The sequence below is a fragment of the Mizugakiibacter sp. genome (genome assembly GCF_039680435.1).
GTDB lineage: Bacteria > Pseudomonadota > Gammaproteobacteria > Xanthomonadales > Rhodanobacteraceae > Mizugakiibacter.
Window position 1 is genome coordinate 29,224 of the sequence record NZ_JBDKSX010000125.1, and the last position, 24,219, is coordinate 53,442.

Below are 24,219 nucleotides of genomic sequence, written 5' to 3' on the forward strand. Positions count from 1 at the left end.
TCATTCCTGGGCAGTGGCCGGCTAGCTTAACAGCGCCTTGCCGGCGCGCCGCCGCTGCGGCGGGCGGGCGCGAAAAACGCTATACTGGCGCGTTTGCCATTCGGCCCATTCGAGTCGGCCACCGCGCCGTCCGCCCAAACGCATGTCCATCGAAAACCTCCGCAACATCGCCATCGTCGCCCACGTCGACCACGGCAAGACCACACTGGTCGACCAGCTGCTGAAGCAGTCCGGCACGCTCTCCGAACGCGCCGTGGTGCCCGATCGCGTGATGGACTCGAACGACCAGGAGCGCGAGCGCGGCATCACCATCCTCGCCAAGAACACCGCGATCACCTGGCGCGAGAACCGCATCAACATCGTCGACACCCCGGGCCACGCCGACTTCGGCGGCGAGGTCGAGCGCGTGCTGTCGATGGTCGACTCCGTGCTGCTGCTGGTCGACGCGATGGACGGCCCGATGCCGCAGACGCGCTTCGTCACGCAGAAAGCCTTCCAGATGGGCTTCAAGCCGATCGTGGTGATCAACAAGATCGACCGCCCCGGCGCGCGCCCGGACTGGGTGCTGAACGCCACCTTCGACCTGTTCGACCGCCTCGGCGCGACCAACGAGCAGCTCGACTTCCCGGTGGTCTATGCCTCGGCCCTGCACGGCTACGCCAGCCTCGATCCGGAAGCGCGCGAAGGCGACATGACGCCGCTGTTCGAGGCGATCATGAAGCACGTGGCGCCGCCGCAGGTCGACCCGGCCGGCGCGTTCCAGATGCGCATCAGCCAGCTCGACTACAACAGCTACGTCGGCCTGATCGGCATCGGCCGCATCCAGCGCGGCACGGTGCGCACCAACATGCCGGTCGCGGTGATCGACCGCGAAGGCAAGAAGCGCAACGGCAAGGTGCTGCAGGTGCTCGGCTTCATGGGCCTGGAGCGCCGCGAGGTGCCCGAGGCGCAGGCCGGCGACATCGTCGCGATCTCCGGCGTCGAGGGCCTCGGCATCTCCGACACGGTGTGCGACCCCGCCGCGCCCGAGGCGCTGCCGGCGCTGACCGTCGACGAACCCACCATCAGCATGACCTTCCAGGTCAACAACTCGCCGTTCGCCGGCAGCAAGGACTACAGCGGCGGCAAGTTCCTGACCAGCCGCCAGCTGCGCGACCGCCTGCTGCGCGAAACGCTGCACAACGTCGCGCTGCGCGTGGAGGAAACCGAGGATCCGGACAAGTTCAAGGTGTCCGGCCGCGGCGAGCTGCACCTGTCGGTGCTGATCGAGACCATGCGCCGCGAGAGCTACGAGCTGGCGGTGTCGCGCCCCGAGGTGATCGTCAAGGAAATCGACGGCGTCCTGCAGGAGCCCTACGAGCAGCTCGTCGTCGACCTGGAGGAGCAGTTCCAGGGCGGCGTGATGGAACGCCTCGGCATGCGCCGCGGCCAGTTGAAGAACATGGAGCCGGACGGCCGCGGCCGCGTGCGCCTCGAGTACATGATCCCGGCGCGCGGACTGATCGGTTTCCAGACCGAGTTCCGCACGCTCACCGCCGGCACCGGCCTGCTGTTCCACGTGTTCGATCACTACGGCCCGCGCTCCGAGGGCGCGATCGCCAAGCGCCCCAACGGCGTGATGATCTCCAACGGCACCGGCAAGGCGCCGCCGTACGCGCTGATGGGCCTGCAGGAACGCGGCCGCCTGCTGATCAACGCCGGCGAGGACATCTACGAGGGCCAGCTGGTCGGCATCCACGCCAAGGACAACGACCTCACCGTCAACGCCCTGCGCGAGAAGCAGCTCACCAACATCCGCGCCGCCGGCAAGGACGACAACGTGCTGCTGACGCCGCCGGTGAAGATGTCGCTGGAGCAGGCGCTGGAGTTCATCGAGGACGACGAGCTGGTCGAAGTCACGCCGAAGGCGATCCGCCTGCGCAAGCGGCACCTCACCGAGAACGACCGCAAGCGCGCCTCGCGCCAGGCCGCCTGAGCCCAGGCTGCCGGCAGTTGCAGGAACATCGGGCCGCCTCGCGCGGCCCGATGCGTTTGCGGACCGCGGCGCCGTCGCCTGCGTGCTAGATTCGAGGCGCTCCCTGGCGCACGGTGCACGCGATGAACGCTTCCGCCTCGCCTCCGCCATTCGCGCGCGAACCGCTGGCCGCGCTGCGCAAGGCCCTGCTCGACCTGCACAAGGCGCTGCTGGCGGAAACGCGCGCCGGCTACGAGCGCCTGTTCGGCCCGATCCCCTCGACCAGCGCGCTGCTGGACCTGGTCACGGCCGATCCCTGGTTCGCGTGGCTGCGCCCGCTGACCGGGCTGATCGTGGAGATGGACGAGCTGCTCGAGGCCGACACCGCGCCGGACGCGGAAACGCTCGCCGCTCTGCGCCGTCGCATCGCCGGCATGATCGCGGGCAACGTCGACACGGAAGGCTTCGCGCGCAGCTACCGCGACGCGCTGCAGCGCGACCCGAACATCGCCATCGCCCACGCCGCGGTGCGCCGCACGCTGGACGCGCTGCGCGCCTGACGCGGCCACTGGCGCCGAGCGGCCCCCCGCGCTCGCTCGCGCGTACAATCGGCCCATGGAAACCCCGATCCTGATCGCATGGAGCGGCGGCAAGGACTGCCTGATGGCGCTGGAGCGCCTGCGGGAGGATCCGCGCTGGCGGGTCGCCGGCCTGGTCACCACCGTCACCCGCACCTACGACCGCGTGGCGATGCACGGCATCCGCCGCGAAGTGCTGCGCGCGCAGACCGACGCGCTGGGCCTGCCGCTGATCGAGGCGGAGCTCGACTGGCCGTCATCCAACGGGGCCTACGAAACCGCTTTCGCCAGGGCGCTCGCCGAGGCGCACATCGGCACGCCGGCGCTGCACCACATCGCCTTCGGCGACCTGTTCCTCGACGACGTGCGCGCCTGGCGAGAGACATTGCTGCACCGCCTGGGCTGGCAGGGCGTCTATCCGCTGTGGGGCGAGGACACCGCCAAGCTGGCCAGGCACTTCATCGCGCGCGGCCACCGCGCGGTGCTGACCTGCGTCGACACCACCCAGCTCGATGCGTCGTTCTGCGGCCGCGACTACGACGCCGCGCTGCTGGACGAACTGCCTGCCGGCGTGGACCCGTGCGGCGAGCGCGGCGAATTCCACACGCTCAGCTACGACGGCCCGCTGTTCCGCGCACCGCCGCGCCTGGAACGCGGCGAATCCGTGCTGCGCGAAGGCCGCTTCCAGTACACCGATTTCATGCTCGCGTGAACGAAAGCGGCGCGTCGCCACGCCTTGCCTCCTCGCGATGAGCGGGCGAACCGTGCGGTCGCCTGCACGCAGGCTCCTACAAGCGGTGCGCTGGCCACGAACCTGCGTGCAGGCGCCCCACGACTCCGCGCCATCGGGCAGGAGCCTGCGCACAGGCGACCCGCGGCACCGCGCCATCAGGCAGGAGCCTGCCTACAGGCGACCATCGTGCGCTCAGCGCATGCACACCGCCTCGACGTTGTGGCCGTCGGGGTCGAGCAGGAACGCGGCGTAGTACGTCGGGCTGTAGTCGCTGCGCACGCCGGGCGCGCCGTTGTCGCCGCCGCCCGCTTCCAGGCCGGCGGCATGGAAGCGGTCGACCGCTTCGCGGCTCGATGCGCGGAAGGCGACGTGCATGCCGCTGCCCTTCGCCGCCTTGGCGGCGTACAGCCACAGCGCCGGCTCGCCCGGCGGACCGAAACCGGCGTAGCCGTCGCCCTGCGTGCACAGCCCGAAGCCGAGGCCAGCCAGCGCGGCGGTGTAGAAGTGCACGCTGGCGGCCAGATCCTTAACTTTCAGGCCGATATGGTCGTACATGATGACCTCCGTGAACGGGAGGTCATCCTAGGCGCGGCGCGGCCAGGCGCTCTTGGAAAAACTTGCGCTCGCCGCGCGCCGCCTGGCGGAAGCGCCGCGGCGAAACGCCTGCCGCGCGACGGAAGGTGCGCACGAAGTTGGAGACGTCGCCGAAGCCGACGTCGTAGGCCACGTCGGTGATCGGGCGCGCGTCGTCGGACAGCAGGCGCGCCGCGTGGCGCAGGCGCGACCGCACGAGGTACTGGTGCGGCGTCGCGCCGACCACGTTGGCGAACACGCGCAGGAAGTGGTACGCGCTCAGCCCGGCCTCGTGCGCCGCGTCCTCGAGGCCGATCGGCTGCCGTGCGTGCACGTCGATCCACAGCGCCGCGCGCACCGCGCGGCGGCGATCGCGCGCCGACACCGCGACCGGCGCGCGCGGCCTGCCGGATACCGCATCGGTCAACCGCGCCGCCAGCGCCAGCCCGACCTCGTCCAGGCCGACGTCGCTGCCGCCCCCGACCACGGACTGCGCCAGCTCGCCCAGCACCATCAGTTCGGGCAGCGGCGGCACGCCGCCGGTGCGCCAGATCGCGCCGCGGCCGCCGATCGCCTCGACCGCGGCCGGCGCGAAGCGGAACGACAGGCACTCGTCGCCGCACAGGTGATGGTCGTGCGTGCAGGTGAACTCGTCGCCGCGGTGGGCGACCAGCACCGCCCCCGCCACCAGTTCGCAGGCGCGCCCGCGGCTTTGGTAGCCGAAGCTGCCGCGGCGCACGTAGGACATCGAGAAGTCCGCGTGCTGTTCCGGATACGGCCGCGTATCCGGCCCGGCATCGCAGCGGAAATCGACCACGCGCAGCGTTTCGCTCTGGAACAGGGTCGCGATCTGCATGGTCCGCCCCCTCTACGCCGCGCCGACCACCGCCTCCGCCCGCCAGCCGTACAGCGGAATCGGCGCAGCGTGGTGCGGCAGCAGCACCTCGCGCTCGTAGGCGAAGCCGAGCTTGCCGAGCAGCCCGATCGAGCGCGCGTTGCCGGCGCTGACGATGGCGACCACGCGGCGCAGGCCGAACGCGTCGCGCGCACAGGCCAGCGTCGCCGCCGCGGCCTCGTGGGCGTAGCCGCGACCGGCGTAGCGCGGCAGGAAGGCGTAACCGATGTCGGGATCGTCCAGCGCGTCGCGCTTCAGCAGGCCGCACATGCCGATCGGCGTGTCGTCCGCCTTCAGGCCGACCCGCCACAGCCCGAAGCCGTGCGCCGCGTAGCTGGCGAGCGGACCGTCGTCGAGGTAGCGGCGCGCGTCGTCCAGCGTGCGCACGCCCTTGTCGGCGATGTTCTCGATGAACGAAGGATCGTTCAGCAGTTCGACGATGAACGCGGCGTCCTCGTAGGCGAAGCGCCGCAGCGTCAGCCGTTCGGTTTCCAGCACCACTTCAGCACCCCGTGCAGCGACCTGACCCGATCCCTACGCCACTCCGGGCGTAGCGTGCGCTCCGCACACGAAACATCTTGCCACAGCACGACCACCGGGCGGCGGCTCGTGCGCGGAGCGCACGCTCCGCGCCGGAGCGCGGCGTCCGGGGCCGGACAAGCGGCGCCGCACCATGCCGCCCTCAAGGAATCCTGCACGCTGCCGATAACCGGAACAAGGCGAGCCGAACGGCCGGGCATCCGCGAACCGCGCATGCCGGCCGTCCTTCGCTGCGGCGATCGTCATGCCTGTCGCGAGGGTATCGCACGGTCCCGCGGCATTCGGGCACGCCCGGCACGCGCGCCGGTTGCGGAACCGGCCGCCCCGCCTTACGGGAAGGCTACCTGCATGACCTATCACAAGCCGACGGCCCATCAAATCGACTGGAGTGCTCCCGACCTCGAATCGCTGCTGCGCAAGACGGAAGGCTGGAAACTGGACAACCGCAGCAACCACGAGCCGCAGCACGTGGAGGTCTTCATCGGCTGGCGCGGCACCGCCGGACAGCCGGCCGTGCTGGTGTGGGAGCGCGACAAGGTGATGGTGCTGGAAACGCTGTTCCCGCTGCGGCGCGACGAGCACGTGCGGGTGGTGCGCCACTTCGGCGAGAACCTGCGCACCGCCTGGGGCATCGTCGTCGACACCCGCGAAGGCCACCGCGACGAGGATCGCGCGCGCGGCGTGTACGTGCACTGGCTGCAAGTGCGTTGAGGCGGCGGCCACACCGGAATCCCCGAACGCTCCGGGGGCCGCTGCGGCAGTAGTGGTAAAGCTTGAACAGGCTGCCGTCGGCGGTCGAGGCGCCGTACACGTCGAGAACGGAGGCGGGCGCATGCCGCGGGCCCAGCGTCAGCAGGCCGTCCTCGCGCCGCTGGACCCGCCATTTCTGGTCGTCCTTCGGGATCTTGTCCCCGAGGATGATCCTGAAGCAGGCATTTTCGTGCGCCAACGGCCGTGACTTCCGGCAGGCCTACCGTGGGCAATTGAAACGTTATATCGTTGCACGCTTTGACGTCCTGCGGAAACGGCATGTATGCACGAAACGTGGACGCAAACGCTCGCGAGACGCGTCGGCGCGCGGGTGTGCACCGTCACATGCGCGCTGGCGCTCGCAGGTTGCGCGGTCGGGCCGGATTTCCGGAAACCGGCGCCGCCGGACACGGATCGCTACACGGCGCAGCCATCGGTGGCGACCGTGGCGACGCCGGACATCGCCGGAGGCAACGCGCAGCGCTTTGACACCGGCGCCGACATCGCCGGCGATTGGTGGACGCTGTTCCACTCGAAGCAGTTGAACGCGCTGATCGAAGCCGCGCTTGCCGACAATCCCGACCTCAAGGCCGCGCAGGCCGCATTGACCGCCGCGCACGAAGCCGTGCTGGCGCAGCGCGGCGCGTATCTCCCGCAAGTGGACGCCGAGTTCAATGCGACGCGATACAAGCAACCCGCTTCGCTGGCGCCTGTGCCCAGCAACAACGCGCTTCTGTACAACCTGTTCACGCCGCAGGTCAGCGTGTCGTACACGCCGGATGTGTTCGGTCTGAATCGCCGCAGCGTCGAATCGTTGCAAGCCCAGGCGCAGAGCACGCGCTTCCAGATGATCGCCGCGTGGAACACGCTGACGTCGAATGTCGCGGTGGCGGCGATCACCGATGCTTCGCTGAAGGCGCAAATCGACGCGACGCGCGAACAAATCAGGATCGAAACGCAGTCGGTCGAGCTGATGCGCTATCGCTACCGGAAGGGCGACGCCAGCCAACTGGACGTGTCCGCGCAGGAAACGCAGCTCGCCCAGACGCAGGGATCGCTGCCGTCGTTGCTCCAGCAGCGCGATCAGCAGCGGCATCTGCTGGCGGTGCTGACCGGCAAGTTACCGGCGCAGGCGTCCATCGCGGACTTCGATCTCGCCGACCTGCAACTGCCGGCGGACCTGCCGCTGAGCCTGCCGTCGAAACTGGTCGAGCAGCGGCCCGATGTTCGCCAGGCCCAGGCCAACTGGCATGCGGCCAGCGCCCAGGTCGGCGTGGCGATCGCGCAGCGCTTTCCCAACATCACGCTGAGCGGGGACGCCGGCAGCTCCGCACTCGCGATCGGCCAGGTGTTCAAGACAGGCACGGGCTTCTGGACGCTGGGCGCGGACGTGCTGGCGCCGATTTTCCAGGGCGGCCAGTTGCTGCATCAGCAGCGCGCGGCGGAAGCCGCGTACACGCAGGCAGCCGAGCAGTACCGCAGCACGGTGCTGACGGCGTTCCAGAACGTGGCCGATACGCTGACGGCCTTGCAGCACGATGCGGAAACCCTGCAAGCCGCCGCGATAGCAGAGCGGGCTGCACACACCACGCTCGATCTTTCTCGGCGACAGTTGCGCGACGGCTACATCGACCAGCTCGCGCTGCTCAGCGCCGAACAGGCCTACAGCCAGGCGCGTATCGCGCTGGTGCAGGCGCAGGCCAGCCGTTACGCCGACACCGCCGCGCTGTTCCAGGCGCTGGGTGGCGGCTGGTGGCATCGCGCGGAATTGGCGGAGACCCATGATGATCGGAAGTAAGGCCAGACATGGCGCGACGCCCATCGCGGCTCGCCCCGAGCGCGAGCCCCGGCTTCAATCGAAGTCGGGGCCGAAGTCGAACGGCGACGTGCCGCGACTTCGTTCGTTCACGCGGACGCAGCTTGTCCCGGGCCAGTCGAGGAGCCGGACGCGAACGTATTGGACAGGTGCGCTCATCGTGCTCCTCATGTTGCTGGCCGGCTGTTCGTCCAAAGGCGCAGACGTCGCGCAGACAAGCGCCAATACCGCCAGCAACGTCACGTTGACCGCCACGCAGCGCCAGCACATCACGCTCTACACCGTAACGCCCTCCCGTTTCCATTCGAGCGTCGATACCACCGGCGTGGTGGATTTCGACCAGGATCGCGCCACGCAGGTGCTGGCGCCGTTTTCCGGCCCGGTGGCGAAGCTGCTGGTGGCGCAAGGCGACCGGGTCAAACGCGGGCAGCCGCTGGCCACCGTCACCTCACCGGATTTCGCCGCGGCGCTCGGCGCGTACCGCAAGGCCGTGGTGACGGCAACGAACGCGCGCCGCATTGCGGATTACGACGCCGACATGCAGGAGCACCACGCGATTTCGCAGCGCGAAGCCGAACAGGCGCAGACCGATGCCGTCGCTGCGGAGGCCGATCGAGCCGCCGCATTGCAGGCGCTGACCGCGCTGGACATCGATCCACAGGCGCTTTCCGCATTGCGCGCCGGCAAGGACGTGAACCGCGTGGAAGGCGTGATCCGCGCGCCGATCGCGGGCACGGTGGTGGAAAAGAACATCTCGCCCGGGCAGTTGTTGCAGGCCGGCAGCACGCCCTGCTTCACCATCGCCGACCTGTCGCGCGTGTGGGTGAAGGCGAACGTGTTCGGCAACGATGTCGAATCGGTGCATGCGGGCGATCCGGCCTCGATTGCCTTCGGCGAGAGCGCGAAGCCGTTGCCCGGCAAGGTGACGAACGTGGCTGCGGAAGTCGATCCCGACACGCGCGCGGTGGTGGCGCGCGTCGAGGCGGCGAATCCGGGCGGCGCGCTGAAGAAGCAGATGTACGTGCGCGTGCGGATCGAATCGCACGAAGCACGCGACGGCCTGCTGGTTCCGGTATCGGCGGTCCTGCGCGACGATGACAATCTGCCGTTCGTGTACGTGGCGCAGCAGGACAACAGCTATGCGCGCCGTCACGTCACGCTGGGCGAGCGCGTCGGCGACCGCTATCTGATTCCATCCGGCTTGCGCGCGGGCGAACGCATCGTCAGCGACGGCGGGTTGTTCCTGAGCTTCATCCAGAGCCAATGAGCACCCCGCCGGAAGCCGCGACGCGCAACGCGTCGATCATCAACCGCATCGTCGCGTTCGCGCTGGCGCAGCGGCTGTTGATCATCCTGCTCTCCGCCGCGTTGCTCGCCGCGGGCTGGTGGGCGCTCGAGCGCCTGCCGATGGATGCGTATCCCGACCTTGCGCCGCCGATGGTGGACATCGTCACGCAGTGGCCGGGGCACTCGGCGGAGGAAGTGGAGCGCCTGATTTCCGTGCCGGTGGAACGCGCGATGAGCGACGTGCCGGACATGGTGATGAAGCGTTCGGTGTCGCTGTACGGGCTGTCGGATGTCACGCTGACCTTCCGCGACGGCACCGACAACTACTTCGCGCGCCAGCGCGTGTTCAATCGGCTGAGCGGCATCGGGCTGCCGGACGGCGTTGCGCCCGACATCTCGCCGCTATCGTCGCCTTCCGGCCTGATCTACCGCTACGTGCTGCAAAGCCCCGATCGCTCGCCGACCGAACTGAAGACGCTGCAGGACTGGGTGATCGCTCCTCAGTACCGCGCGGTGCCGGGCGTGGCCGACGATTCCGCCTTCGGCGGCGGCGACATGCAATACCAGGTGCTGCTCGACCCGGGCAAGATCGCGGCGGTCGGTTTGTCGGTGCCGCAGGTCGAAGCCTCGCTTGCCGCCAACAACGACAACGCTGGCGGCGGTTTCTATTCGCAGGGCGGACAGTTCTATTACGTCCGCGGTATGGGTCGGCTGCAAACGCTCGAAGACATCGGCAATGTGGTGGTGGCCGTGCACAACGGCACCCCGGTGCTGGTGAAAGACGTCGGCACGGTGACGCTCGGCATCGCGCCGCGGCTCGGCGAATTCGGCTACATGGGCCAGGACGACGCGGTGGAAGGCGTGATCCTGCTGCGCACCGGCGAGAAGACGCAGGACGTGCTGCGGGCGATCGAGGCCAAGACGCGCGAATTCAACCAGGACGTCCTGCCGCGCGACGTCAAGATCCACCCGTTCTACGACTTGAGCCACCTGATCGACGAAACCACCCGGGTGGTCGAGCGCAACCTCCTGGCCGGCGTGCTGCTGGTTGCGGCGGTGCTGGTGTTCTTCCTCTACGACCTGCGCGCGGGCCTGATCGTCGCGGTGACCATCCCGCTGGCGCTGCTGTTCGCGTTCGTGTGCCTCGATCTGCGCAACGCCTCGGCCAACCTGCTCTCGATCGGCGCGGTGGACTTCGGAATCCTGGTCGACGGCGCGATCTTCATGGTCGAGAACATCTTCCGCGAGATCGCCGCGCAAAAGGCCACCGACGCGCCGATGGACGTGCGCGCGATCATCATCCAGGCCGCATCGGAAGTGGATCGCCCGCTGGTGTACGCGGTCGCGGTGATCGTGGCGAGCTTCCTGCCGATCTACGTGCTGACGGGACCGTCGGGCACGCTGTTCAAGCCGATGGCCGACACCATGATCTTCGCCTTGGTCGGCTCCCTGATCGTGACGCTGACGCTGTTGCCGGTGCTGTGCGCGCTGTTCATGCGCAAGGGCGTGCGCGAGCGGCGCAACGCGATCTTCGAGAAAACGCGCACGTTCTACGCGAAGTGGCTGGGGAAGAGCCTCGCCAGGCCATGGCCTGCGACGATCATCCCTGCGATCCTGCTGGGCCTGTCGCTGCTGCTCGTCCCCGCGATCGGCGCGGAGTTCATGCCGCATCTGGACGAAGGCTCGCTGTGGGTGCGCGCGACGATGCCGTACACCATCTCGTTCGACGAGGCGGCAAAGATCACGCCGCAGATCCGCGACGTGCTGCGCTCGTTTCCGGTGGTCACTACCGTCGCTTCGGAGCTGGGCCGTCCCGACGACGGCACCGACGCGACGGGCTTCTTCAATGCCGAGTTCTTCGTCGGCCTGAAACCCTATTCGCAATGGCACGGTGCCTACCGCGACAAGGCCGCGCTGATCCGCGCCATCGACGGCAAGCTGCAGGCGCTTCCCGGCATCCAGTTCAACTACACGCAACCGGCCGAGGACGCGGTGGACGAAGCCGAGACGGGGCTGAAGAGTGCCTTGGCGGTGAAGGTGTTCGGCCGCGACCTGCAGACGCTGCAGGACAAGGGGAAGGCGATCAAGCAGGTGTTGCAGCACGTGCGCGGCATCACCGACGTGACGCTGGTGCACGAACTCGGGCAGCCCAGCCTCACCATCCGCATCGACCGCGCCAAAATTGCGCGCTACGGCCTGAACGTTTCCGACGTCAACGCGCTGATCGAAACCGCGATCGGCGGCAACACCGCCACGCAGGTCGTGCAGGGCGAGCGCGAATTCGATCTGGTGGTGCGGCTGGCGCAGCGCTTCCGCGACAACCCGCAGGAGATCGGCAACATTCCGGTCGCCACACCGGGCGGCCAGCAGATTCCGCTGAAGGAACTGGCGACGATCGGCGAGACCGACGGCGCCTCCTTCATCTATCGCGAGAGCGATTCGCGCTACATCGGCGTGCAGTTCTCGGTGGAGGGCCGCGACCTCGCCGGCGCGGTAAACGACGCGATGCAGCAGGTGAACAAGGCCGTCACGCTGCCGCGTGGCTACCGGCTGGACTGGGGCGGCGAGTACAAGGAATACACCGCGTCGCGCGCGCAGATGAACGTGATCCTGCCGCTGACGCTGGTGGTGATCTTCGGCCTGCTGTTCGTGCTGTACGGCAATTTCAAGTTCCCCTTCATCACCGTCGCCGGCGTGCTGCTATCGGCGCCGTTCGGCGCGCTGATCGCGCTGTGGCTGACCGGCACGCCGTTCTCGGTTTCGTCCGGAATCGGGTTCATCGTGCTGTTCGGCGTGTCGGTGCTGACCGGCGTGGTCTATATCTCCTGCGTCAACGAGCTGCGCTTGCAAGGCATGCCGATCGACAAGGCGATCCAAGAAGCGGCCCTGCTGCGCCTGCGCCCGATCATGATGACCGCGCTGGTCGCCGCATTGGGATTGCTGCCCGCAGCGCTCGCCACGGGCGTGGGCACCGATTCGCAGCGGCCGTTCGCGCTGGTGATCGTGGCCGGCATGCTTTCGCGCCTGGCGATCAGCGTTTTCCTGATGCCGGCGCTGTACGCACTGGTGGCGAAACCGGGCGATCGGTTGCAGGTGTAGCTCCGAAAACCTGGCCAAATCCATCCGGGATCGGCCGGAGCACGCCGAACTTCGCAGGCTCAGCCCATCACGACGGTCAGGATGGAATAGCGAAGCCCGCGTAGGGCGGGAGTATCCCGCCTGTCGCGTTCACTCCATATCCAGGCCGCGAACATCATCCGAGGCGCCCCAATCCGTAGCATAGATGCCGCGCTCGACAAACCGGCGAAAGCTCGAGAATTGCCAATCCGCCGCGCGCGAGACGTGGCCGTGCTTGACCGGATTGCAGTGAATGTAGTCCGCGTGCCGCTCGAAATCCCGCTCGTCGCGGACGGCGTGTTCCCAGAACCGGCGCTGCCAGATGCCGCGTTCCCCCTTCTTCCGCCTTCTCTCCGAAAGGCGTTCGCCCGCCGGGATTCCGCGCGAGAAGCCGGCCTTGATCGCGTGCCAGCGCGAAGAAAAATCCGCGCCGTCCGGCGGCAGCGTCCAAATGCAGTGCAGGTGGTCCGGCATCACCGCGATCGCATCCAGTCGAAATGGCCTGGCGCGCCGCACGTCGGCGAGTGCCTGCCGCAGCAGGTCGATGTGCTCGGTGAGCAGCCGACGCCGACGCTCGAGCAGCGCCACCGTGAAGAAGAACGTGCCGCCGGGAATGAATGCACGCACATAGCGAGGCATGCCGTTACCTCATCTCGACAGGCGGGATGCTCCCGCCCTACGCGGGCTGGCGCGCCGCACGTCGGCGAAAGCCTGCCGCAGCAGGTCGATGTGCTCGTTGAGCAGCCGACGCCGACGCTCGAGCAGCGCCACCGTGAAGAAGAACGTGCCGCCGGGAATGAATGCGCGCACATAGCGAGGCATGCCGTTACCTCATCCCGACAGGCGGGATACTCCCGCCCTACGCGGGCTAGTGATCACCTTGCGTCACTTCTACCGGTTTCGCGCTGATTACCACCGCACGCGTAATCCTGTCACGCAGCATCTCGGCCTCAATCGTCAGCATCACCAACGACTTCGACCATTCCGCTCTCTGAATAGCTTGCTTATCGCCCCACGCCAACTCGGCAAGAACGTCAGCTGCGAATTGCAACCCATCAGATGCCCGCTGGACCGTGATGCGGAATCCAGCTCCCTTATCCGTGCGATTGCCGATGATTCGGAAGTCGCCTTGCATCTCCAGCTCTTTCGCCTGCTCCCGCTCAGGCTGCGCGATCTCGTGTGCTTCCTCCGCTGTCATCGGTACGCCGCGCATCGCAATGGTGTCGCCTGGACGCGTCACCTTGAGCAACCTGTTCGTAGTTGCCTGAGTATCTTCATTGACGGTCTGCAATGTCGGCTCCCGGACCATGGCATCCCGCATGATGGCCAACCGCCGCGTTTCTTCTTGGGACAAATGGATCCGCGATTCAATGTTCTTGCTTTCCAGTTCCGTGTGGCTCTGAAGCTCTTTCTCCTTCAGCCGGTTCGCCAACCACGCCTTGTACGTCACCGCAGCGGTGATCATCAGGCCTATACCCAACGCTGTAATTACAGCTTCCGTCCCGTTCATGCGTTCAAGCGCCGCCTGCACGATCTTGTTAAGTTGACCAGATAGATCAGCGGTGAAGATCGACGAACCCTTCTCGACCTTGACAACGACCTCAAGGGATTCGCGGTCATCTTCGCGCAACCTGCGCAAGTTGGGGTCGCCGTACTGCACACTCGCGAAAGCACGGTTAATGTCCTTCTGCACATCCAGCAGTGGAGGCATGATGCGCGTGGGCACCGTGCTGTACCAGTCGCGCCCTTGTGCGTCCAGCGACCACGTTGGCCACCCTTCGAACCGAACTCTTGTGACATCAAAGCGCAGCCCCCCCGAAACGGCGGCCTCAAGAGCTGCCCACGCATCTACCTCGTTGCGAATGATCAACGGCTCACCGTTGTTATCAATCTCCATATCTTACCCCCCTGACTGAGCAGTCTCTCATTGGTTGTGCATGTAGACCCTCACTTGCCCGACCAGACAAACGAGTGGCTTCAGACTCAGTGTTATCGAGCGAGAGAGATGTGTACTGGACACCATTCTGGCTCTTCACTTGTTAGATGCCAGCCGCACCGCGGATCAAGCCGGTCGCTATACTTGATGCAACGGACTTAACCAAGTCGAGCGTCATGTCTAGCCCCTTTGAAGCAAACGTCTGCTTCGTCTTTGCCCATACGGAGTCGCTTCTGACGGTATCAAGAAACTCATGCCCTGCCCACGTTAGCTTCGTGAGCATTACATCGGCGGGCACTTCTCGGGAGCCGACCCCGGTCTTAAGCGTCGATCCGTCAGCGAGCCCTGCCTCGATGACGAGGGCCTTGTGATACCTGATGATGTCGTCGTCGTATCCATCGATCGGTAAGTTTGCCTGGCCCGATTCGAGCGCAAGCAATATTTTGCGAACGAGTTCCATATCGCGTTTCATGTCCAACACTCCTCGCCCGGCGCTAAACACAAAGATGGCACAGGAAACAGCGCAACGTTCACTGATGTCTGTTTGAAGCCATTTCTGCCGTTGAGCTCGCAAATCGCCCCCTCACGGCAAATCCTTCCCCTCCACCACCGATTCGACCTCCAGCTTGTCGACCGCCGGCACGCCGATCGCCGCCATGCCGGCATTGCGCAGGTCGGCGTTCAATTTGGCGAGGTCGCCGTCGCGCAGCGTCTGCCACTGCGCCAGCGCGCGCTTCAGCTTGTCCTGCTCTGCGGCGACGACTTGGCGCTGGGCGTCGGTGGGCGCGACGTCGGCGGATTCGACGTCGCTTTCGATGGCGCCGAGGGTTTCGCTGATATCGGTGAGGCTGGCGGCGGCTGCGTCGTCGTTCTTCGGCGACAGCTTGGCGGCGAAGGCGGCGACCTCGTCGCGCAGCGCGGCGTGGGCGTCGTCGTGCTTCAGCTTGTCGCCCAGCGCATCGAGCTGCTTGTGCACAGCCTGCTGCTCGCCGTAGCCGCGCCAGGCGTCGGCCAGCGCGGCGGCGATGGCGTTGGAGAAGTCCAGCGAGGCGCGCAGGTCGGCGAGCGGCGTGTCGATGCGCGGGTCCATCGTCACCGTCAGCGGCTGGCGGTATTCGCGGCCGCCGGCCTTCAGCACCACGGTGTATTTGCCGGGCAGCACGTACGGTCCCTGCGGCGTGGCCGGCGTGTCCTCGCCGAACACGGCGGCGATGCTGTATTCGTAGTGGATGGCCTGCGCGCGCGCGTAGCGCAGGTTCCAGTAGAAGCGGTGCATGCCCGGCGCGGCGGACAGCGGCGCGGCCGGCTTCAGCCAATCCTCGGCGAAATAGCGCTTGGCGTTCACCGTCTCCGGCTTGGCCTCGCTGTCGAAGCGGCGCACCAACTTGCCGTTCGCGTCGAGGATTTCCAGCGTGACCGCGCCCTTGGTGCGCGCGCCCAGCCAGTAGTCGATGGCGACGCCCGCGGGCGGGTTCCTGCCGACCGGCGTTTCCGGCGGCAGCGGCGTGTCGTGGTTGTTGTCCGGGCGCACGCGCACCGCGTCGGCCGGCGCGAACAGGTGCGCCGGCGCCTTCGCCAGCTTCGCGTCCAGCTGCCGCAGCGGCGTGACGTCGTCGAGGATCCAGATCGCGCGGCCCTGCGTCGCGGCGATCAGGTCGTTGCCGTGCACCAGCAGGTCGCGCACCCAGGCGGTGGGCAGGTTCCGTTGCAGCGGCCGCCAGTGGCCGCCGTCGTCGAAGCTGACGAACGCGCCGGCGTCGGTGCCGGCATAGAGCAGGCCGGACTTGACCGGATCGGCGCGCACCACACTGACGAAGTTGCCCGGCGGCAGACCGGCGTCCGCTTGCTGCCAGGTCTTGCCGTAGTCGTGCGTGCGCAGCACGTGCGGGCGGAAGTCGTCCTGGCGGTGGTTGTCGACGGCGACGTAGGCGGTGGCGGGGTCGAGCGCGGAAACGTCGACGCTGTCGATGCGCGCCCACGCCGGCACCTGCTTCGGCGTGACGTTGCTCCAGTGCTTGCCGCCGTCGCGGGTGAGCTGGACCAGGCCGTCGTCGGTGCCGATCCAGATCTCCTCGTTGGACTGCGGCGACGGCGCGATGCTGTAGATCACGCCGTAGCCGCAGGCGCGCGCGTCGGCGACGGCGACGTCGCCCGTGCAGCGCGGCGCGCCGTCCACCTTGCCGGTGAGGTCGGGGCTGATGATGTCCCAGTGGCGGCCCTGGTCCGTCGAGCGGAACAGCACCTGCGCGCCGGCGTACAGCGCATAGGGCGCCTTGTGCGAGGCGACCAGCGGCGCGATCCAGGTGTAGCGGTACTTCACCGAGGTGGGCCGCGCGCCGTAGCTCGACACCGGCCACGGCGAGACGTTCTCCACCTGGCCGGTGCGCGCGTCGTAGCGCGACACGCGGCCGCCGAGGCCGGAGCCGTAGACGATCAGCGGATCGGCGGGATCGGGGATGTCGTAATCGCGCTCGTCGCCGCCGACCGGATGCCAGTCGCGGAAGGTGATCGAGCCGTAGTCGCTGCGGCTGGCGATGCCGACGGTGCCGGAATCCTGCTGGCCGGAGTAGATCCAGTACGGGAAGCGGTTGTCGGTGGCGAGGTGGTAGAACTGACCGGTCGGCTGGTTGTACCAGCTCGACCAGGTCTTGCCGCCGTCGACGGTGATCACCGTGCCCTGGTCGCTGGTGGCGATCATGTGGTCGGGCCGCTGTGGGTTGATCCAGAGGTAGTGGTAGTCGTCGCCGCCGGGCGCGCCCTTGAACTCGGTCCAGGTCTTGCCGGCATCGGTGGAGCGGCGGATCGACTGGCCGGTGGCGTACACGATGTCGGGATTGCGCGGATCGACGATGAGGCGGCTGAAGTACCAGTTGCCGAAGGTGTCGGCGTCGTCGTTGACGCGCTGCCAGCGCTTGCCGCCGTCGTCGGAGCGGTACACGCCGCCGCTCTTTTCGGAATCGACGGTGGCGTAGACGCGCGCGCCCTGCGCGGTGTCGGTAACGGCGAGGCCGATGCGGCCGAGCGGATCGCTGGGCCAGCCTTCGCCGCCGACGCGCGCCCACGATTTGCCGCCGTCGTCGCTGCGGTAGATGCCGCTGCCCTTGCCGACGATCGGCGTGAAGTAGCTCAGCCACGGGAAGTTGCGCGCCTGCCAGGCGGCGGCGTACAGCGTCTGCGGATGCGCGGGATCGGCGGCGAGGTCGACCACGCCGGTGGCGTCGTCGATCGCCAGCACGTGCTTCCAGGTCTTGCCGCCGTCCTCGCTGCGGTAGATGCCGCGCTCGGGGTTGTCGCCGAATAGGTGGCCCAGCGCGGCGACGGTGACGATGTTCGCGTCGGACGGATCGACCACGATGTCGCCGATGTAGCGCGTGGCGTCGAGGCCGAGGTGCTGCCAGCTCTTGCCGCCGTCGGTGGACTTGTAGACGCCGTTGCCGGCGGCGATGTCGTAGCGCGGCTCGGGCTGGCCGCTGCCGATGTAGATCACATCCGGGTTGGACGGCGCGACGGCGATCGCGCCGATCGACGCCGCGGGCAGGTGGTCGGTCAGCGGCTGCCAGGTGCGGCCGGCGTCCTCGGTCTTCCACACGCCGCCGCCGGCGGCACCGAAATAGTAGGTGTTGAGCTGCGACGGCACGCCCGCCGCCATCGTGCTCCAGCCGGCGCGGAACGGGCCGACCAGACGCCATTGCAGGCCGGCCACCATCGACTGTGGCACGGGCGCGGCGTACGCCGGCGCGACAGCGGCACCGAGGCCGAGGCCGGCGCAAAGCAGGGCGAGGCGAAGGGCATTCGGACGCATGGACGGCTCCATCGGGACGTGGCAATCGCCCGACCATACTCCCGAGCCGCGGCTCGCAACAGGGACGAACGGCGCGATGGCGCTTGCGGCGGTGCATCATGGCGGCGCATGGGCGGCGTCGAACGAAGTGAGCCCCCAGCGTTCGTCACGCCACTTTCGCTGCGAGCCGCCGCCTTGTCTCCCTCTCCCTCGGTGCGCCGTCTTGTCTCCCTCTCCCCAGCGGGGAGAGGGTTGGGGTGAGGGGGGCTGTCCGCAGGACGGCCGCTCTTGGGCTTCGTCCGCATGCAACGCGCGCTGCGCGCGCGTCCCCCTCCCCCTGCCCTCTCCCCGCCGGGGAGAGGGGAAGAGTAACGCCGCATCATCCTGCTCCCACCACGCCCTCGCCACGTGGATCAAGCGATGGGAGTCTGCGCGCACTCCCCCCCGCGAGCCGTCTTGTCTCCCTCTCCCCGGCGGGGAGAGGGTCGGGGTGAGGGGGCCGTCCGCAGGACGGCCGCTTCTCGCTTCGAATGGCGCCGCTTGCGGCATCGGCGCGTCCCCGCATGCGATGATCACGCGCAACGGAGCACGCAGCGCATGCCTGACTCACTGCCGCTGTCCGCCCTGCTGGGCATCTTCGCCGTGGCCGCCGCCGCGGTGTGGTTCGCCGGCGCGCGCGTGTCGGATGCGACCGACGCGCTGGCCGCGCGCTTCGGCCTGGGCGAGGCGCTGGGCGGCATGATCCTGCTGGCGATCGTCACCAACCTGCCGGAGATCGCCATCGTCGGCAGCGCGGCGGCGCGCGGCGCGATGGAGGTGGCGATCGGCAACATCCTCGGCGGCATCGCCATCCAGACGGTGGTGCTGGCGGCGCTCGATCTGTTCGGGCTCGGCCGCAGCGCCGCGCTGACCTACCGCGCCGAGTCGCCGACGCTGGTGCTCGAGGGCTCGCTGGTGGTCGCGGTGCTGGCGCTGACCATCATCGGCCACCACATGCCGGCCGGATTGATCGTGGCGCGGATGACGCCCGCCGCGCTGCTGATCGCGCTGTTCTGGGTCGCCGGGCTGTTCGTGATCGGCGAGACGCGCAAGCGCTTCGGCGACGCGGACGGCGGCGGCAAGCCGCGGCCGAACGGCCGCAGCACGGCGCGTCACGCGTTGGTGTTCGCCGTCGGCGCGCTGGTCACGCTGGCCGCGGGCGTCGCGCTGGAAATCAGCGGCGAGCACATCGCGGCGAAGATCGGCATGCAGGGCGCGCTGTTCGGCGCCACCGTGCTGGCCGCGGCGACCGCGCTGCCGGAAGTCTCGACGGGTCTCGAATCGATGCGCCTCGGGGACTACCGCATGGCGGTCAGCGACATCTTCGGCGGCAACGCGTTCCTGCCGGTGCTGTTCCTGATGGCGACGCTGCTGTCCGGCAAGGCCGTGCTGCCGGATGCGCGCCCCACCGATCTCTACCTGACCGGCCTCGGCATCCTGCTGACCGTGATCTACATCGCCGGCCTGGTGATCCGCCCGCAGCGCCAGTTGCTGCGCATGGGGCTGGATTCGTTTGTCGTCGTCGTGCTGTACGCGCTCGGCATCCTCGGCCTGTTCTTCATGCATCCCGATGGCGGCTAGAACTCCGCGCCACGTGCTGCCGGACCTGCTGCAACCCGGCCTGGAGCTGGTGTTCTGCGGCACCGCGGCCGGCCGCGCCTCCGCGGAGGCCGGCGCCTACTATGCGCATCCCGGCAACTTCTTCTGGCGCACGCTGCACGCGGTCGGGCTGACCTCGCGCCGGCTCGCGCCGCAGGAGTTCCCGAGCCTGCTCGACTACGGCATCGGCCTGACCGATCTCGCCAAGCGCCATTACGGCAACGACGACGAGCTGCCCGACGGCGCGTTCGACGTGCTCGCGTTGCGCCGCAAGATCGCGCGTCACGCGCCGCGCTACGTCGCCTTCACCAGCAAGAACGCCGCGCAGGCGTACTGCGGCCACGCCGTGCGCTACGGCGCGCAAGACTGGCGCATCGCCGCCACCGCGGTGTTCGTGCTGCCCTCGCCTTCCGGGCAGGCGCGCCGCTTCTGGGATCCGGCGCCGTGGCGGGCGCTGGCGGCGGCGCTAGAATCCGCTCGCGCCGCACCGGCGCGGCGCTCGCCAGGAGACCCGCATGGCCCCGGATGAAAAAGTCGCGTGGACGGGCGGACCGTCGCAGCTTTCCAACCTCGGCCTGTACGTGCTGTGCACGCTGCTGTGCTGGCTGATCGTGCCGGTCTTTGTCGCGCTGTGGCGCTGGCTGCAGACGCGCTGCACCGTCTACGAGCTGACCGACCAGCGGCTTATTTTCAAGCGCGGCGTGCTCAACAAGACCACCGACGACCTCGAGCTGTACCGCGTGCGCGACAGCCGCTTCCAGCAGTCGCTGTTCGAACGGCTGTTCGGCCTCGGCGAAGTCACCGTCTACACTACCGACGAAACCACGCCGGTGATCCGCCTGCGCTACATCCGCGACGCGGCGAGCGTGCGCGAGACGCTGCGCACGCTGGTCGAGGCGCGCCGCGACGCCAAGCGCGTGCGCTACCTCGACGCCGAGGGCACGCTCGGCGCCTGAGCGCTCACTCGCCGGAGCGGTACAGCTTGATCTCGTCCGGCAGCACGGCGCGGCCCTTGTTGCCCCAACTGGCGCGGATGTAGGTGACCACCGCGGCGACGTCGTCGTCGCTCATGCGGTCGGCGAACGACGGCATCGAGTACGGCCGCGGGTTCGCCGCGGTCGCCACCTGGAAGCCGCCCTGCATCACGATGCGGATCGGGTTGGCCGGCACGCGCGCGGTCACCGCCTGGTTGTTCGCCAGCGGCGGATAGATGCCGGCGACACCCTCGCCGCGGTCGCCGTGGCAGCCGGCGCATTCCTTGCGGTAGATCTCCGCGCCGCGCGTCGTCAGCCGCGCGGCCAGCGAGCGCGACACGTAGACGTCGCGCGCCGAGCGCGGCTCCGGCTGCTGCGGCAGCGACTTCAGGTAGGTCGCGATCGCGTGCGCGTCGGCGTCGGTGAGGTATTGCAGGCTGTGGAACACCACCTCGCTCATCGGCCCGAAGGTGGCGCCGCGCGCCGAGCGCCCGGTCTTCAGCAGCGCGGCGATCTCGTCCTCGCTCCAGGTGCCGAGCCCGGCCTCGGCCGAATTGAGGCTGGGCGCGTACCAGTCCTGCTCGGGGATCAGGCCGCCCGCGTAGCGGTTCTCGGCATCGGTGGCACCCATCGCGTTGCGCGGGCTGTGGCAGGCGGCGCAGTGGCCGAGGCCCTGCACCAGGTAGGCGCCGCGGTTCCACGCGGGCGAGCGCCGCGGATCGGGCGCGAAGGTCGCCGGCTTGAAGTACAGCCCCTGCCAGCCGAGCAGCAGCGCGCGCACGCTGTAGGGAAAGCGCAGGTCGTTCTCGCGGTTCTTGTGCGACGCCGGCTGCACCGTGCGCAGGTAGGCGTAGATCGCGTCGGCATCTTCGCGCGTCACGTAGGTGTAGGAGGTGTACGGGAACGCCGGATACAGCAGCACGCCGCCCGGCGCCACGCCCTCGTGCAGCGCGCGCCAGAAGTCGTCGGCGCTCCACGCGCCGATGCCGTGCGTGCGATCCGGGGTGATGTTCGGCGCGTATACCGTGCCGAACGGCGTCGGGATGCCGCGGCCGCCGGCGAACGGCTCGCCGCCCCGCGCGGTATGGCAGGACACGCAGTCGCCGATGCGCGCGAGGTATTCGCCCTTGGCCACCAGCGCCGCGTCGTCGGCCGCGTGCACTGGGGCGAGTGCCGCGACGAGCAGCAGCGCGAAGATGCCGCGAAGCCAGCGCGGGCTCATGGCGCACCCCCGTTGCCGCAACGCGACAGCGCCTCGCGCGTCGCCGCGTCCATCGCCTGCGGCGCGCGCGCCGGCTGCGTGGACAGCCACGCCGCCACCGCCTGCATGTCGCGGCCGCCGAGGCGGTGCGCGACTGCAGCCATGCAGTCCGGATGCGCCGCGCGGCGCGTGCCCGACTGCCAGGCGCCGAGCTGCGCGCTGAGATAGGCGTACGGCTGGCCGGCGATGCCGGGCGAAGTCGGCAGCACGCCGGAGAGTTCGCTGCCGTGGCAGGACGCGCAGGCATCCAGCTTGCGCGCGGCGTCGCCGCGCAGGGCCAGCGTGCGGCCGCGCTCGAGCACGGCGGGCGCCGCGCCCACGCCGCCGGCGGCCTGGCCCGAAGGCGGCAGCGCGGCGAAGTACTGCGCGATCTCGTGCAGGTAGGCGTCGGGCAGGAACTGCACCATCGCCTCCATGCGCGGATACGCGCGCGCGCCGGCCTGGTAGTGCTTGAGCTGCGCGTACATGTAGCCTTCCGGCTGGCCTTCGAGGCGCGGATTGTAGTCGTTGCGGCCGCCCTGCCCGCGCTCGCCGTGGCAGCCGGTGCAGGCGGCGATGCGCCGTTCCAGCGAATCCAGTGCGGGCGCCGCCGCGACGGCACAGGCCGCACCGAGCGCCAGCGCCGCCAGCGCGGTTCGCGGGACGTAGCGTGTCCTGGGTCGCATCGATCGCCTCCCGAATGCAGGAAAGTCCATCATTGTACTTCCGCGCCGGTGTGGTCGCGGGCCGGCATGATCGCTGGCATGATCGCGTGGCCCGTCTGCCTGCAGGGTAACCCATGGTCGGCAATCGTCCGCATGTCGCCTTCGCCGTCTCCTGCGCGATCGCGTGCGCCTGCGCCGTCGCCGCGCCGCCGCAGGATCCGCCCGGGATCGAGACGCTGCAGCAGCAGATGGCTGCCGGTGCGCTGGACGCGCGTGCGCTGACGCGCGAGGCGCGGGCGCGCATCGACGCGCTGGACCGGTCCGGCCCCGCGCTGCATGCGGTGATCGAACTGAACCCCGACGCGGACGCGATCGCCGCGCGGCTCGACGCCGAACGCCGGCACGGCCGTCTGCGCGGTCCGCTGCACGGCATTCCGGTACTGCTGAAGGACAACATCGACACCGGCGACCGCATGCAGACCACGGCCGGCTCGCTGGCGCTGGTCGGCGCGCCGGCGCCGCGCGACGCCGGCGTGGCGGCGCGGCTGCGCGCGGCCGGCGCGGTGATCCTCGGCAAGACCAATCTCAGCGAGTGGTCGAACTTCCGCTCCGACCGCTCGACCAGCGGCTGGAGCGGCCGCGGCGGCCTGACGCGCAACCCGTACGCGCTGGACCGCAACGCCTGCGGCTCCAGCTCCGGTTCGGCGGTGGCGGTGGCTGCGGGCTACGTGCCGGCCGCGGTCGGCACCGAGACCGACGGCTCGATCGTCTGCCCCGCCGCCGTCAACGGCATCGTCGGCATCAAGCCGACGGTGGGCCTGGTCAGCCGCGCCGGCATCGTGCCGATCAGCCGCAGCCAGGACACCGCCGGAGCGATGGCGCGCAGCGTGCAGGAAGCCGCGCTGCTGCTGAGCGCCATCGCCGGCAGCGATCCGCGCGATCCCTCCACCGCCGAGGCCGATGCGCACGCCACCGACTACACCCGCTTCCTCGATGCCGGAGCGCTGCGCGGCAAGCGCATCGGCGTGGTGCGCGCACTGGCCGGCGCCGACCCGCGTGTCGGCGAGGTGCTGGAGCGCAGCATCGCCGCGTTGCGCGCCGCCGGTGCCGAGGTCGTGGACGACGTCGAGCTGCCGCACCTCGACGCGCTCGGCAAGGCCGAGATGACCCTGCTGCGCTACGAGTTCAAGGCCGACCTTGGCGCCTACCTCGCCACGCGCCGCGGCGTGCCGGTGCGCTCGATCGCCGATCTGGTCGAGTGGAACCGCGCGCACGCCGACCGCGAGCTGCAGTGGTTCGGCCAGGATCGGCTGGAGGACGCATTGAAGCGTGGCTCGCTGGCCGATCCCGCCTACCGCGATGCGCTGGAAAAGGCCAGGCGCATGGCGGGGCCGGAGGGCATCGATGCGGCGCTGGCGGCGCACAGGCTGGACGCGCTGATGGCGCCGACGGTCGGGCCGGCCTGGACGACCGACTTGGTCAACGGCGACCACGTCGACGGCGGCAGCTCCACGCCGGCCGCGGTGGCCGGCTATCCGGACATCACCGTGCCGGCCGGCCTCGTGCACGGCCTGCCGGTGGGGATCAGCTTCTTCGCCGGCAAATGGAGCGAGCCGAGGCTGCTCGGCATCGCCTACGCCTTCGAGCAGGCGACACGCGCGCGGCGCGCGCCGACCCTCGCCGCCCACGTCGAGGGCGATCCCGCCGCCGGCACGCCCTGAGCCGCGCCGGCGGCGCCGCGA

The 24,219-nt window shown here is 69.0% G+C and carries 21 protein-coding genes; 11 read left to right on the forward strand and 10 right to left on the reverse strand.

Going from position 1 to position 24,219, the window contains the following annotated elements:
* Positions 1–142: 142 nt before the first annotated feature.
* From typA to ABFC67_RS13505, 3 genes are all read left to right on the forward strand, one after another.
* Positions 143–1,975 (forward strand): translational GTPase TypA, encoded by a 1,833-nt coding sequence (gene typA, locus ABFC67_RS13495; RefSeq protein WP_346738549.1) that lies wholly within the window; start codon positions 143–145, stop codon positions 1,973–1,975.
* A gap of 122 nt (positions 1,976–2,097) precedes the next feature.
* Positions 2,098–2,514: a hypothetical protein gene (locus ABFC67_RS13500; protein ID WP_346738550.1), complete on the forward strand. Its 417-nt coding sequence runs from the start codon at positions 2,098–2,100 to the stop codon at positions 2,512–2,514.
* Between the two features lie 55 nt (positions 2,515–2,569).
* Positions 2,570–3,244, forward strand: coding sequence for an ATP-binding protein (locus ABFC67_RS13505; RefSeq protein WP_346738551.1), 675 nt, complete (start codon positions 2,570–2,572; stop codon positions 3,242–3,244).
* A 213-nt stretch (positions 3,245–3,457) separates the two neighbouring features.
* Here ABFC67_RS13505 and ABFC67_RS13510 read toward each other — a convergent pair whose 3' ends face one another.
* The 3 genes from ABFC67_RS13510 to ABFC67_RS13520 are packed head-to-tail and all read right to left on the reverse strand — an operon-like array spanning position 3,458 to position 5,234.
* Positions 3,458–3,820 carry a VOC family protein gene (locus ABFC67_RS13510; protein ID WP_346738552.1) on the reverse strand — a complete coding sequence of 121 codons (363 nt, stop codon included), beginning with the start codon at positions 3,818–3,820 and terminating at the stop codon, positions 3,458–3,460.
* Between the two features lie 22 nt (positions 3,821–3,842).
* Complete coding sequence (locus ABFC67_RS13515) at positions 3,843–4,694, reverse strand: AraC family transcriptional regulator (protein ID WP_346738553.1); 852 nt, start codon at positions 4,692–4,694, stop codon at positions 3,843–3,845.
* Between the two features lie 12 nt (positions 4,695–4,706).
* Positions 4,707–5,234: a GNAT family N-acetyltransferase gene (locus ABFC67_RS13520; RefSeq protein WP_346738554.1), complete on the reverse strand. Its 528-nt coding sequence runs from the start codon at positions 5,232–5,234 to the stop codon at positions 4,707–4,709.
* A gap of 387 nt (positions 5,235–5,621) precedes the next feature.
* On the opposite strand from ABFC67_RS13520, the gene ABFC67_RS13525 reads away from it, so the two are divergent.
* The 4 genes from ABFC67_RS13525 to ABFC67_RS13540 all read left to right on the forward strand — a co-directional run bounded on the left by ABFC67_RS13525 (position 5,622) and on the right by ABFC67_RS13540 (position 12,225).
* Entirely contained in the window at positions 5,622–5,984 is a 363-nt protein-coding gene (locus tag ABFC67_RS13525; RefSeq protein ID WP_346738555.1) for a hypothetical protein, read from the forward strand.
* A gap of 322 nt (positions 5,985–6,306) precedes the next feature.
* Positions 6,307–7,821 (forward strand): efflux transporter outer membrane subunit, encoded by a 1,515-nt coding sequence (locus ABFC67_RS13530; protein ID WP_346738556.1) that lies wholly within the window; start codon positions 6,307–6,309, stop codon positions 7,819–7,821.
* 187 nt (positions 7,822–8,008) lie between these two features.
* A complete protein-coding gene (locus ABFC67_RS13535; RefSeq protein ID WP_346738557.1) occupies positions 8,009–9,106 on the forward strand; it encodes an efflux RND transporter periplasmic adaptor subunit in 1,098 nt (365 codons plus the stop codon).
* On the forward strand, positions 9,103–12,225 hold the full coding sequence (locus ABFC67_RS13540; protein ID WP_346738558.1) for a CusA/CzcA family heavy metal efflux RND transporter: 3,123 nt from the start codon (positions 9,103–9,105) through the stop codon (positions 12,223–12,225). Before ABFC67_RS13535 ends, ABFC67_RS13540 begins: the two co-directional genes overlap by 4 nt.
* A gap of 129 nt (positions 12,226–12,354) precedes the next feature.
* Here ABFC67_RS13540 and ABFC67_RS13545 read toward each other — a convergent pair whose 3' ends face one another.
* The 5 genes from ABFC67_RS13545 to ABFC67_RS13565 all read right to left on the reverse strand — a co-directional run bounded on the left by ABFC67_RS13545 (position 12,355) and on the right by ABFC67_RS13565 (position 17,981).
* Positions 12,355–12,882, reverse strand: coding sequence for a transposase (locus ABFC67_RS13545; protein WP_346738559.1), 528 nt, complete (start codon positions 12,880–12,882; stop codon positions 12,355–12,357).
* A 9-nt stretch (positions 12,883–12,891) separates the two neighbouring features.
* A complete protein-coding gene (locus tag ABFC67_RS13550) occupies positions 12,892–13,065 on the reverse strand; it encodes a hypothetical protein (RefSeq protein WP_346738560.1) in 174 nt (57 codons plus the stop codon).
* Between the two features lie 46 nt (positions 13,066–13,111).
* Entirely contained in the window at positions 13,112–14,140 is a 1,029-nt protein-coding gene (locus ABFC67_RS13555; protein ID WP_346738561.1) for a hypothetical protein, read from the reverse strand.
* Between the two features lie 142 nt (positions 14,141–14,282).
* On the reverse strand, positions 14,283–14,651 hold the full coding sequence (locus tag ABFC67_RS13560) for a DUF2513 domain-containing protein (protein WP_346738562.1): 369 nt from the start codon (positions 14,649–14,651) through the stop codon (positions 14,283–14,285).
* Positions 14,652–14,762: 111 nt separating this feature from the next.
* Complete coding sequence (locus ABFC67_RS13565; protein WP_346738563.1) at positions 14,763–17,981, reverse strand: hypothetical protein; 3,219 nt, start codon at positions 17,979–17,981, stop codon at positions 14,763–14,765.
* 576 nt (positions 17,982–18,557) lie between these two features.
* Between ABFC67_RS13565 and ABFC67_RS13570 the strand changes: the two genes are divergently transcribed.
* The 3 genes from ABFC67_RS13570 to ABFC67_RS13580 are packed head-to-tail and all read left to right on the forward strand — an operon-like array spanning position 18,558 to position 20,554.
* Positions 18,558–19,580, forward strand: coding sequence for a hypothetical protein (locus ABFC67_RS13570; RefSeq protein ID WP_346738564.1), 1,023 nt, complete (start codon positions 18,558–18,560; stop codon positions 19,578–19,580).
* Positions 19,570–20,127, forward strand: a complete 558-nt coding sequence (locus ABFC67_RS13575; protein WP_346738565.1) for a mismatch-specific DNA-glycosylase — start codon at positions 19,570–19,572, stop codon at positions 20,125–20,127. The genes ABFC67_RS13570 and ABFC67_RS13575 overlap by 11 nt, the downstream gene beginning before the upstream one ends.
* Complete coding sequence (locus ABFC67_RS13580) at positions 20,114–20,554, forward strand: PH domain-containing protein (RefSeq protein WP_346738566.1); 441 nt, start codon at positions 20,114–20,116, stop codon at positions 20,552–20,554. The genes ABFC67_RS13575 and ABFC67_RS13580 overlap by 14 nt, the downstream gene beginning before the upstream one ends.
* 4 nt (positions 20,555–20,558) lie before the next feature.
* On the opposite strand, the gene ABFC67_RS13585 is transcribed toward ABFC67_RS13580, so the two are convergent.
* Positions 20,559–21,794: a c-type cytochrome gene (locus tag ABFC67_RS13585; protein ID WP_346738567.1), complete on the reverse strand. Its 1,236-nt coding sequence runs from the start codon at positions 21,792–21,794 to the stop codon at positions 20,559–20,561.
* Entirely contained in the window at positions 21,791–22,498 is a 708-nt protein-coding gene (locus ABFC67_RS13590) for a c-type cytochrome (protein ID WP_346738568.1), read from the reverse strand. The genes ABFC67_RS13585 and ABFC67_RS13590 overlap by 4 nt, the downstream gene beginning before the upstream one ends.
* Positions 22,499–22,611: 113 nt before the next feature.
* Here ABFC67_RS13590 and ABFC67_RS13595 point away from each other — a divergent pair, with 113 nt between their 5' ends.
* Positions 22,612–24,198, forward strand: coding sequence for an amidase (locus ABFC67_RS13595; RefSeq protein WP_346738569.1), 1,587 nt, complete (start codon positions 22,612–22,614; stop codon positions 24,196–24,198).
* Positions 24,199–24,219: the final 21 nt, after the last annotated feature.